This is a genomic window from Bordetella holmesii, assembly GCF_020735985.1.
Classification (GTDB): domain Bacteria; phylum Pseudomonadota; class Gammaproteobacteria; order Burkholderiales; family Burkholderiaceae_B; genus Bordetella; species Bordetella holmesii.
Map to the genome: position 1 here is coordinate 3,628,498 of NZ_CP085973.1, position 11,563 is coordinate 3,640,060.

The 11,563-nt window shown below is 63.4% G+C and carries 9 protein-coding genes and 1 pseudogene; 3 read left to right on the forward strand and 7 right to left on the reverse strand.

The window, feature by feature from the left end; translation table 11 throughout:
- The first annotated feature begins 148 nt into the window (after positions 1-148).
- Positions 149-2,422 carry a TonB-dependent hemoglobin/transferrin/lactoferrin family receptor gene (locus LK440_RS17500; RefSeq protein ID WP_227944748.1) on the forward strand — a complete coding sequence of 758 codons (2,274 nt, stop codon included), beginning with the start codon at positions 149-151 and terminating at the stop codon, positions 2,420-2,422.
- A 1-nt stretch (position 2,423) separates the two neighbouring features.
- Here the strand turns inward: LK440_RS17500 and LK440_RS17505 are convergent, their stop codons facing one another.
- The gene (locus LK440_RS17505) at positions 2,424-3,389 is read right to left on the reverse strand and encodes a Bug family tripartite tricarboxylate transporter substrate binding protein (protein WP_005016838.1); all 966 of its coding nucleotides are present in this window, start codon (positions 3,387-3,389) and stop codon (positions 2,424-2,426) included.
- Between the two features lie 94 nt (positions 3,390-3,483).
- A complete protein-coding gene (locus tag LK440_RS17510; RefSeq protein WP_005016833.1) occupies positions 3,484-4,182 on the reverse strand; it encodes a YggS family pyridoxal phosphate-dependent enzyme in 699 nt (232 codons plus the stop codon).
- A 223-nt stretch (positions 4,183-4,405) separates the two neighbouring features.
- Here LK440_RS17510 and LK440_RS17515 point away from each other — a divergent pair, with 223 nt between their 5' ends.
- Together LK440_RS17515 and LK440_RS17520 are read left to right on the forward strand one after the other, a co-directional pair.
- Positions 4,406-5,647: an aminotransferase-like domain-containing protein gene (locus LK440_RS17515; protein ID WP_005016832.1), complete on the forward strand. Its 1,242-nt coding sequence runs from the start codon at positions 4,406-4,408 to the stop codon at positions 5,645-5,647.
- Between the two features lie 136 nt (positions 5,648-5,783).
- Complete coding sequence (locus tag LK440_RS17520; protein ID WP_005016831.1) at positions 5,784-6,800, forward strand: amino acid ABC transporter substrate-binding protein; 1,017 nt, start codon at positions 5,784-5,786, stop codon at positions 6,798-6,800.
- A gap of 66 nt (positions 6,801-6,866) precedes the next feature.
- On the opposite strand, the gene LK440_RS17525 is transcribed toward LK440_RS17520, so the two are convergent.
- The 5 genes and pseudogenes from LK440_RS17525 to LK440_RS17545 all read right to left on the reverse strand — a co-directional run bounded on the left by LK440_RS17525 (position 6,867) and on the right by LK440_RS17545 (position 11,500).
- The gene (locus tag LK440_RS17525; protein WP_005016830.1) at positions 6,867-7,331 is read right to left on the reverse strand and encodes a hypothetical protein; all 465 of its coding nucleotides are present in this window, start codon (positions 7,329-7,331) and stop codon (positions 6,867-6,869) included.
- A 46-nt stretch (positions 7,332-7,377) separates the two neighbouring features.
- Positions 7,378-8,286, reverse strand: a complete 909-nt coding sequence (locus tag LK440_RS17530) for a hydroxymethylglutaryl-CoA lyase (protein ID WP_005016827.1) — start codon at positions 8,284-8,286, stop codon at positions 7,378-7,380.
- Between the two features lie 71 nt (positions 8,287-8,357).
- A pseudogene (gene dprA / locus LK440_RS17535) lies at positions 8,358-9,467 on the reverse strand (DNA-processing protein DprA).
- 93 nt (positions 9,468-9,560) lie between these two features.
- Positions 9,561-10,112: a response regulator transcription factor gene (locus LK440_RS17540; RefSeq protein WP_005016826.1), complete on the reverse strand. Its 552-nt coding sequence runs from the start codon at positions 10,110-10,112 to the stop codon at positions 9,561-9,563.
- Entirely contained in the window at positions 10,109-11,500 is a 1,392-nt protein-coding gene (locus LK440_RS17545; protein ID WP_005020233.1) for a cache domain-containing protein, read from the reverse strand. The genes LK440_RS17540 and LK440_RS17545 overlap by 4 nt, the downstream gene beginning before the upstream one ends.
- Positions 11,501-11,563: the final 63 nt, after the last annotated feature.

An 11,563-nucleotide genomic window follows, 5' to 3' on the forward strand; every position in this document is an offset into this window, starting at 1 on the left:
TGATCCGATTCAAGATGTCTCTCCAGGCGTTTTCGTGGCCTTGCTTCATTGTGGGGGGTTTCCGCTGGCGGGCCGATCCTGGCCATGTTGCATCGTTACTCCTTTCTTGCCCTCGTGTCCTGTTGCTTATTGCGGAGTACAGGACACCATGGAAGTTCGTCACCCTCTTGCCTTGTGGTCGCTGCTGGCGGCCGCGCCTGTCATGGCCGACACTGCTGCCGGCGCGGCGGCTCCCGTGCCGGCCTGGCAGCTTGAGACCATCGTCGTCGAAGCCAACGCCGAAGCCGAGTCGCCGTCTACGGATGTACGCAGCGCCAGTCAGATCAGCCGCGACAATGTCCTGGATGCGCGCGACTTGGTGCGCCATATCCCGGGGATTACGGTATCTGAAGGCGGGCGCGCCGGTACCAATGGCTTTGCCATACGCGGGGTGGACGGCAATCGTGTCGCCGTCACCGTCGATGGCGTGGCACAGGCCGAGTATTTCCTGCCCGAGGTCTATCTCGGCTATGGGTATCTCAACGGCAACCGCAATAGCGTCGAGCTGGAGCACATGAAGCAGGTGACGCTGCACAAAGGCGCGGACTCCTATTCGTCCGGCAGCGGCGGTATCGGTGGTTCCGTGCAGTTCGTGACCAAGGACATCAATGACTTCGTCGATCCCGGCAAGACGGCTGGCGTCTATAGCAAGCTCGCCTATGCCTCGCGCAGCCGTCAGTGGCTTGGCGTGGCCGGTGCCGGGACGCGCCTGGGCGACCTGGGGACCAGCTTCTTTCTGCAATACACCCGCCGCGGGGGGCATGAGATCATGCACCACGGCGGCGGCGCGGATATCGCCGGCCGAAGTCGCGGCCGCCCGGACCCGGTTGACGCCACGACACAGGCTTGGCTGAGTAAGCTGGATGTTTGCGTGGTGCGTGGCCATTGCGTGCAACTGTCGCACGATGAACGCGCTGAGCGGCGCTTTACTGACGAGAAGTCTTACGGTGCGTTCGGCCAGACCCGCCAGGCGTGGGACAGCTCGCCTTACAGGCGGCAGGCGCTGGTGTACCGTTGGATCCCCTCGGATGGGCCCCTCGAATCCCTGTCGGCAGGCCTGCATCTGCAAAATGTCCTGCAACGCGCCCTGACGGAAAACCGCGATATCAAGGATGGATTCCTGGATCAGCGTTACGACCGGCGCACGACTCAGCGTGATCGGCAATGGCGGCTGGAGGCGGCCGCGCGCGTTTGGGATACTTCCTGGGGGCGGCACCGGTTCTCGGGCGAGCTGGCCTGGACGCAGCGCAGGCTGAACAACGACAACACCGATCGCTTGTTCTTCAAGAACTCCGCGGGCGGGCAAAGCAGCTATAGCATCGTTGATCCGGTACGCGTGCGCAGCCTGAGCCTAAAGCTCAAGGACAGCTTCGCGTTCGGCCCGCTGTGGCATGGCGAACTGGGATGGCGGGTGGATCGTTACGCGCATCAACCCACCCCGGGCGTGGCGCCGAGCTACGGCCTCGACGCGGTGGGGCGGCGGCGTTTCTCGGCGGGGAGCTGGTTTGGCAATCTCAGCCACGAGGTGACGAGTCATCTGCGTTTGAGCTATGCCGTTTCGCAAGGTTTTCGGGCGCCGTCGGCCCAGGAGTTGTATTTCCGCTTCCGTCGCGGCTTTAATTACTTTCTGCCCAATCCGGGCCTGAAAGCCGAGCGGGCACTGAATCAGGAGCTGACTTTGACCGCCCACGGCGATGTGGGCAACCTGGCCGTCGCGCTGTTCCAGACGCGTTACCGCGACTTCATCGAAGAGCGGCACACCACGCGCGAGGTGCCGAATCCGTTTTACGAGCCCTTCAACCCCTGGGGTATCCCGCCGGTGCAGATCGAAGACTACTTCCAGCAGCAGAATATCGACCGGGCGAAGGTATGGGGCGTGGAACTCAAAGGGTTACTCGATGCGCACACGGCCTTCGGCGCGCCCAAGGGATGGGGTATGGATGTCCGTGCAACCCTCACGCGCGGCAGGACAAGCCTCGGAGACGGGTTGCGGGCGCTGCAGCCCTTGCAAGTGGTGGCGGGGCTGTTCTACGAGGCGGCCTCCTGGGGGCTGCGAGCAGACCTGGTACATCATGGCGCCAAGCGTGAACGTGATACCTTGCGCACCACTTATGGGGCCCGTGGCGCCGTCAGAGAGCCGTCAAAGTATCTCAGCCAGGCTGTGTATCTGGTGGATCTGAGTGCCTACACGCGTCTGGGCCGGCACATGACGCTGTCGGCCGGTATCTACAATCTGTTCGACAGAAAGTACTTCCGCTGGGACACGCTGCGTTCGCTTGCGTCTTTCGGAACGACGGGCCGGATCGACCCCGCGGGCGAAGGCCTGAATCGCTACACCGCGCCGGGGCGCAATGTAGCGGTCAATCTGGAGATACGTTACTAGGCTATTCGAGGTGGATATTCGCCTTCTTGATGACCTCGGCCCAGGTGGCGCGCTCGCGTTCGGCGTAGGCCTGGAACTCCTTCGGACTCATGGGCATGGGTTCGACGCCCATGTCATTGAGTTTCTGCGACACGGCGGGTGATCTGATGGTTTTTTCCAGCTCGGCCGAGAGCTTGTCTTTGACCGGCTGGGGCAGCCCGGCCGGGGCAACCAGCCCTTGCCAGGCATACGCGGTGAAGTCTGGCACGCCCTGCTCGGCCATGGTGGGCGCATCCGGCAACGCCTTCAGGCGCTCTGGAGTGGCCGCGGCCAGCACGCGCAGTTTGCCTGCCTTGACGTTGGGCAGGCCGGCGGCCAGATCGATGAACATGACGTCGACTTGGCCGCCCAGCAGATCCTGGATGGCGGGCGCGGCGCCCTTGTAGGGCACGTGCAGAAGATTGACGTGGGCGCGTTGTTTGAACAACTCCAAGGCCAGATGGTGGGGCGAGCCGGCACCGGCCGACGCGGCGGTCAGTTTGCCTGGTTCTTTACGTGCGGCCTGCAGCACGTCTTCCACCGTTTTGAAGGGAGAATTGGCGTTGACCGCCAGCAGCAGCGGAAAGCGCGCGATACCCCCGACATAGCTGAACTTGGACGGGTCGTACGATAGCTTGCTGTAAAGCGAGGGGTTGAAGGCCAGCGTGCCTGTGTCGGCCGTCCCGACCATATAACCGTTGGGCTCGGCCTGGGCGATGGCCGTCGCGCCGATGATGGTGGCCGCTCCCGGGCGGTTTTCGACCACGATGGTCTGGCCCAGCGGTTTCTCCAGCCCGCTGGCTACGCTGCGGGCGACGACGTCGGCGCCGCCGCCGGCGGGATAGGGCACGATCCAGCGGATGGGCTGTGTCGGCCAGCTCTGGGCCGAGGCGCTGGTGGCAATACTGAGGACGGCAAGCGCCAACAGGCGCTTGGCATGCTTGTGCATGACGTGTCTCCTAAGCGGGGAAATTATCGTTATGAGGCGCGATGCCGCGCCCTTACGGGCCCATTATGCCGCCACCCCTGCCGCCTGTGTGGCTTCAGGTGGCATAGTGGCGCGCACCGAACAGGGTGCTGCCGATACGGATTTCGGTCGAGCCCTCCTCGATGGCGAGTTCGAAATCCGCGCTCATCCCCATGGACAGACGTGCCATTGGTAGTTGCGGTGTCGCCACGGCGTCGCGCAATTTGCGCAGCCGGCGGAAGCAGGCGCGCACCGCCGCGCTGTCTTCGGAATGGATGGCCATGGTCATCAAGCCCTGCACGCGTAGCGCCGGGCAGGACTGCTGCAGATGCGACAGCAGGGCGGGCAGTTCCTCGGGGGGCAGACCGAACTTGCTCGGTTCGGGTGAGGTTTTTATCTGTATCAGGACATCGAGGCTGCGGCTGGCGGTTTCCAGCCGGCGCTGCAGGGCATCGGCCAGTTCCAGACGGTCCAGCGACTGGACTTCGGCCACATCGCGCACGACGTCTTTGACTTTATTGGTCTGCAGGTGCCCGATCATCACCCAGGACAGGCCCAGCTCGGCCAGGGGATCGGCCTTCTGACGGATCTCCTGGGTTTTATTCTCGCCGAAGCGGCGTAACCCCAGGGCGGCCGCCTCGCGCACAGCCTCGGCGCTGAAGGTTTTGCTCACTGGCAGCAGTTCGACGCAGCCGGCAGGGCGGCCTGCACGGTCGCAGGCCAGGGCGATACGTTGTTCGATGGCGGCCAGGCGTGTGGCCATGGAATCGGTCATGCGGGGTTCTCGTGGTTAGCGGGGCCGTAGTAAGCCATAACGCTATAGTTTAGGTCGGCTGCGGCGTCCGGACGACACCACTTTGCCGGACATGGCTTGCAGGCATAGAATCAGAAGAGCACTTCATGTTTCAACAATTAAGCCATCGTTGCTTGGCGCTTCGCAAGCGCGGCCAGGGCCGGCCGTGCCGCCATGTGACCTGGATCGCCTACGCCCCGCTCCCATGTCCCTCGTCACACCCGAGTACGCCTTTGCCCCGCCGTTTCAGGCGCCCTATATCCCCCCCATACGCTCGCTCATGCCTTACGCTCTGCGTGCGGGTACGATTTCCATGGCGGGTGGCTACCCGGCTCAGGAACTCTTTGACGTCGAGGGGCTGTCCAGCGCGTCCAATCAGGTGCTCACCCGCCTGGGCACTTGCCTGCAGTATTCCAATATCGACGGACAGGCGAGCCTGCGCGTCGAACTGGCCAAGCTGTCGGCCGAACGCGGCTTGCAATGCGATCCCGACACCGAACTGGCGGTCACCGGGGGGTCGCAGCAATCGATGGCTCTGCTGGCTCGGGTCATGCTGCAAAAGGGTGACAACGTCATCATCGAAAGCCCATCCTTCCCGAACTCGGTCCAGGCCTTGCTGTACACCGGCGCCAACGTACACACCGTTGATTCCGGTCCGCAGGGCATCGACGTGGATGCCCTCGATGAGCTGGCTGCGCGCGTCAAGCCCAAGATGGTGTGCGTGGTGGCGTCGTTTTCCAATCCCTGCGGCGCGACCATCAGCCGTGCCCGGCGGCTGCGTTTGCTGGAGCTGGCGGCCAAGCATCGCTTCCTGTTGGTGGAGGACGATCCTTACGGCGAGCTGCGGTTTTCGGGGGAAAGGGTGCCGCCCATCGCCGCGCTGGCCGATGCCGAACAGCGCAAATGGGCCGTATACATATCCAGTATGTCCAAGACCATGGCGCCGGGCTTGCGGATAGGCTGGATGGTGGCGCCCGCTGAGGTGCGCCGCCGCTGCGTGAGCGCCAAAGCGGCCGATGACATGGCCTGCTCGGCCTGGATTCAGGAAATCGTTGCGCAGTATTTGGCCGATGGGCACTACGCCCGCCATGTGCCGCGTATCCGTCAGGCCTATGGCCTGCGCTGTGATGCGCTGGCCGAGGCGCTGAGCCGCGAGTTGCCCGGCAGGGTCGTGTTCTCCAAACCCGAAGGCGGGATGTTCTTCTGGGCGCGGCTCAATGGCGACATCGACGCCACGCGTCTGTTGCCCTACGCCATCGAAAAAGAAGTGGTCTATGTCCCGGGCAAGGCCTTCTATCCCGATGAGTCCATGGCGGATATCTACGCCATGCGGATGTCGTTTGCCACGATGAACGAAGCCAAGATCGCGTTGGGCATCCATCGCCTGGCCCAGGCGCTGGCCGCCTGCGAAGCCAACGAGCCGGTGTCGATTTCGCTGGCGGCATGAAAATCCCGCGGCCGGCTTAGGCCTTGCGGCTATATCGGAACACGCGCAGGTTATTTTGCCGGCGCGCCCGTTCTCGGTACGCTTGCGGACGTTTCGGCGCCGACCGCGCCATGCTGGGTAACGAGAGGAGTACGAAATGAAGATAGCAGCTCTGGTGGCGCTTGGCGCCCTGTCTTTGGCTGGCGTGCAAGGTGCGCAAGGCGCCACGCTGGACGTGGTCAAAAAACGTGGTCAAGTGGTTTGCGGCACGACCACGGGTTTTGCCGGATTTTCGGCACCTGACGCCAAGGGCGTGTGGCAGGGGCTGGATGTCGATCTGTGCCGGGCCGTGGCTGCAGCGGTTTTCGGCGATGCCGACAAGATCAAGATCGTGCCGCTCAACTCCCAGCAGCGTTTCACGGCGCTGCAGTCCGGCGAGGTGGATGTATTGACCCGCAACACCACGGTGACGCAGCAGCGCGATACCGCTTTGGGCATCACGCATGCCGGCATCAACTTTTATGATGGTCAGGGTTTTCTCGTGCCCAAGAAGTTGGGAGTCAAAAGTGCCAAAGATCTCAATGGTGCCACGATCTGTCTGCAAACTGGCACGTCCAATGAGAACACCCTGGCTGACTGGGCGCGCGCCAACAAAGTCAGCTACAAGCCGGTTGTAATCGAAACGTTCAACGAAGTCGTCAATGCCTTTGCGTCAGGCCGCTGCGATGTCTTTAGCACCGATGCCTCGGGACTGGCTTCCATCCGTATCTCCAAGCTGGACAAACCGGATGATTACGTCGTGTTGCCCGAAATCATCTCCAAAGAGCCGCTCGGGCCTTTCGTTCGCCAGGGAGACGACGCGTGGCTGAATGTGGTGCGCTGGACGCTGTCGGCCATGATCGAGGCCGAGGAGTACGGCCTGACCTCGGCCAATGTGGACGAACAGCTCAAAAGTGAGAACCCAAATGTCCGGCGCATTCTTGGTGTGACTCCGGGCGCAGGCGCCAACATGGGGTTGGATGAGAAGTGGGCCTACAACATCGTCAAGCAGGTCGGCAATTATGGCGAGAGTTTCGATCGCAATGTCGGCAAGGATAGCCCTCTGAAGATTTCACGAGGCCTGAACTCGCAGTGGACGCAGGGCGGCCTGATGTACACGCTGCCCATACGCTGACGGCCTGACCGTGCCGTGCGCTGCCTTACCGACGCAGCGCACGCGCACTGGCGCTGTCCGCAACGGTCAGCGCCGATAGAGCTGAGCAATCTTGTCGAAGGCGGCTTGCAGCTCGCGGGTACCACCCTGGAACACCACCGGGCGGCCCCGGCGCGTCAATACCACCAGACGTTTGGAAAAAAACCAGGGCACGAAACGGGCGAAGCGGATATCCTCCCAGGCGACTTCACGCCGGGTGAACCAGCTCTGATGTAAGCCCTGATCGTTGATCGTGGTGATCGACAACTGCATGAACCACGACACCAGACCCAGGCCCAGAAAGCTCAGCCCGACGGTCACGGCAAGCAGCAGGTTGAGCTGGCCTGGCGGCAACTGGGCCGCACTGCTGAACAGCTGAACGCCCAATGCGGACAACAGTATCCAGGCCAGGATGCGAACCCAGTCAGGCCAGGCCTGGCCGTTAAGGGGCAGCGGGCCGATCTCTTGCAGGAGTGCGGCCCGTGCTGCGGGCGATGGCGCGGTTGCACTCATGGATGGCCTCAGGCGTAAAACCTGGATTCTACGCGGCCTGCACGTATCAGTCTTGACGTTTCGCAGCAATCGCGTTGCCGGCGCGGCTGGAGCCGCGGCGACCGAGGTGGGCGGCCATCCATTGGCCGATATCTACGACCGCATCGAAATCCACGCCAGTGTCGATATTCAGGCCACGCAACATATAAAGCACGTCTTCGGTCGCCACGTTGCCGGTGGCGCCCTTGGCATAGGGGCAGCCGCCCAGGCCGGAGACCGAGCTGTGGAAAATCGTGATGCCGGTTTCCAGGGCGGCGAGAATATTGGCCAGGGCCTGGCCATAGGTATCGTGGAAATGGCCCGACAGCCTGGCGGGATCCACGATGGCGCTGACTGCGCTCATGACGTCGCGCACCCGCTGCGGTGTGCCTACGCCGATGGTGTCTGCCACGTCGATTTCGTCGCAGCCCAGGGCCAGAAAACGCCGTGCCACGTCCACGACATTGGCGATCGGCACGTCGCCTTGATAGGGGCAGCCCAGCGCACAGCTGATGCTTCCTCGCACACGCACGCCTGCGGCACGGGCCGCCTCGGCCACGGGTTCGAAGCGAGCAATGAACTCCGCGATCGAACAATTGATGTTTTTCTGCGAAAAGGCCTCGCTGGCCGCGCCAAAGATGACGATTTCGTCGGCCTTGGCAGCCAGCGCGCCCTCGAGGCCTTTGAGGTTGGGCGTCAGGACAGAGTAGATCGTGCCCGGCTGGCGTGTAATACGTGCCATGACTTGTGCGCCGTCGGCCATCTGCGGCACCCATTTGGGCGAGACGAATGACGCCGCCTCGACATTGGGTATGCCCGCCAGGCTCAAGCGATTGACCAACTCTACTTTGATGTCGGTTGGGACGAACGCTTTTTCGTTTTGCAGACCGTCGCGGGGCGAGACTTCGACAATCTTGACGCGGGAGGGCAAAGGCATGTCTGTTCCTGAGGATGCGCGATTCGGGAGGTAATCAAGTTTAGATCAGCGCGGACGAGCCGCATAGATGGCTATCGAATGCGCTGATAGCGGCCATCGTCCATGCGCGCCACCCAGCCCTGAACTTCGAGTTCGGTGAGCTCCACGGCCACCTCGGCGGCAGTCGTGGCGCTGAGTTCGGCCAGCGCGTCAAGGCTCAGCGGATCGTAGCCCAACGCGGCAAGCAAGGGGCTGGGAGGGGGCGTGTCGGTGGGGGACTGCGCCCTGCTGCGGGGGCGTTGGGGTGAGCCGAGCTAATCCGTGATGTCCTGGGCGGTTTCGACCAGCTTGGCGCCTTGCCGGATGAGAGCATGGCAGCCACGCGACAAGGGTGAATGAATCGAACCCGGAATAGCGAAGACCTCGCGGCCGCCTTCGCCGGCCAGCCTGGCGGTGATGAGCGAGCCGCTTTGACGCGCGGCCTCAACGACCAGGACACCGCGCGCCAGTCCGGCGACCAGGCGATTGCGCTGCGGGAAGTGATGAGCCTGTGCGCCCGAGCCCAGAGCGAACTCGGACACCAGGGCGCCGCCTGCCGCAATGGCGTGAGCCAGGTTACGGTTGGCGGTCGGGTAGATGCGATCGATGCCTGTGCCCAGAACCGCCACTGTGCCGCCGCATTCCGGGCCCGCTGCCAGCGCCCCTTCGTGCGCGGCGGCGTCGATGCCCAGCGCCAGGCCGCTGGCCACGCACCAGCCATGCGCGGCCAGATGGCGGGCAAATGCACGTGCATTCTGCGTGCCAATGGGAGTCGCATTGCGGGCGCCCACGACGGCAAGCGTGGGGCGATTGAGCAGTTGCGGCCTGCCTTTGACATACAGCAGCACGGGCGGGTCGGTAATACTCAACAGCGCTTGCGGATACGCAGCATCTCCAAGGGTCAGCAGGTAGTGGTCGTCGGCCTGCGCCCACTCCAGCCCGCGCTCGATCAGATCTTGCAAGGGCGGCGCGGCCTGGGTGGCCAGTTGTATCGCCAGGGCCTGGGGTAATTGCCGAGCCAGCGTGCTGGCGCTTTCCGCGTAAAGCACCTGTGGCAGGCCGAAGGCGCGCAACAGGCCGCAGGCCGTGACGGGCCCCACGCCTGGCTCCAAGGATAGCCGTAGCCAGGCAGCGAGTTCTTCAGGGTCGTGTTGCAGGGGCATGGGAGGCGAAGCAGGGTCGGAAACGATGCAGTCGCAAGCGTAGCAGGCCAGTCGGGCAGACGGCGTGCCCGACATATCGCACCTTGTCCGGCCTCAAATGACGCGGTGCTCGATGGCGTACCTGATGAGCTCGGCCTGGCCTTCTATGCCCAGCTTGCGTTTGAGATTCTGGCGGTGGGTTTCGACCGTGCGCACCGACAGATTGAGCGCCTGGGCGATCTGTTTGTTGGCTTGCCCTGCACCGATGTGGCGCAGAATTTCGCGTTCGCGCTGCGTGAGCAGGCTGGCCGGTGCACAGCTCTGGGCCAGTTTCATGGACACGCGCGCGCTGAAATAGTTGCGCCCGGCCATGACGGCTTCAATCGCGGTGATGATTTCTTCGGCAGGTTCGTCCTTGAGCAGATAGCCGCGCGCGCCGGCGCGCACGGCCTGGAGCATATATTCCACGTTGTCGTGCATGTAGAGGTCCAGCAGCACCAGGTCCGGGAGGTCTTCGCTGCGGCAGCGCGCCAGCAGATCCAGCGCGGCCTGGGCATGGTCGGCCTCGCCGACCACCAGGAAAGCCGGATGGGACTCCAGATGCAGCTTCAGGCCATCGCGCACGAGGGCATGGTCGTCGATCAGCAGGATACGCGTGGGACTCATGCAAAAGTCTCTTTGTTGGCGGTGCGGGGCAGCGTGGCATGCAAGGTGGTGCCCTGCCGGCCGCTCTGGATGTGGAGTTCGCCGCCGAGGGTCGCCATACGCTCGGTCATATTGTGCAGCCCGATGCCGTCGCGCGGGTCGTCACGCACGGCATGCAGGTCAAAGCCGCGGCCATTGTCATGGATGATGAGTTCGGTTTTATCGACAGCGTAACGCAGTCGTATGTCGATGCGGTTCGCTTGGGCGTGGCGCAGCGTATTGGCCAGGGCTTCTTGCGCCAATCGAAACAGCGCCGTGGTTTGATTCTCCGGCATGGGCTGCGGAGCGCCCTCGATGTGCAGGTGCGCGCGCACCGCGCCTTGCGGGGTCTCCCAGGACTCACGCGTCAGATGCTCCAGAGCCGCCGGCAGGCTCAGGTCGTCGAGCAGGGTGGGGCGCAGGTTGTGCGAGATGCGCCTGACTTCACCCACGGCGCCGTTGAGACGGCCAAGCGCGCCTTCGAGCAGCGGGTCGAAGATCTGAGGGGCGTCGGCGGGGTTGCGCTTGAGCCGTGTGCGCGCGGCTTCGAGTTGCAGCTTGATGGATACCAGCAGTTGGCTCAGGCCATCGTGGAGTTCGCGCGACAGCCTGGCTCGCTCGTCTTCCTGGCTTCGCACGACCTGTCGCGCCAGCAGACGCAGCTTGGCATCGGACTGACGCTGGTCGCTGATATTCAATGCCAGGCCGCAGACGGCGACAAAGATCAGGCAAAAGGCCGATATCCCACCCACCCAGCCGATCATTTCGCTGATACTGCTTTGCACGGCGGCATCGACCTGGCCCAAGGTGTGCTGCACGTCATCGATATAGATGCCGGTGCCCAGCATCCAGCCCCAGGGCTGAACCTCCATGACATAGCCCAGCTTGCGCACCGTATCGTGCGCGGAGGGTTTTTCCCACAGGTAGCGGATGGGGCTGCCCGCCGGGCCCCCGGCATGGGCGGCGGCCAGCAGCTCCTGGATGACCAACGTGCCTTCACGGTCGCGCATATCCCACAGGTTTCGGCCCACCAGTTCAGGCTGCCGGGGATGCATGAGGCTCACCCCATCGAGTCCGTACACAAAGAAATAGCCGTCGCGGTCGAACTCCATGTTGGACAGCGTCTGCAGCGCCTGGGCCCGGGTCTGGGGCGTGTCCGGTGCCGCCAGCAAGGGAGAGATGGCGCTGTAGGCCAGCCGGACATAGTGACGCAGTTCGGCTTCCTTGGTGTCGATCCAGGCCGCGCGCAGCACGTCTTTCTGATGGCGCGCCAGCTCCAGCGTCTGCATGGTGATGCCCAGTGCGATGGCGCTGACGGCCACCAACAGCGGAACCACGGCCAACAGCAGAATTTTGGAACGGAGTTTCATAGCGGACGCGCCGAACGGGGGTTGATTTTTGGCGCATTTTCGCCGAGATTGAGAAATGCTTTT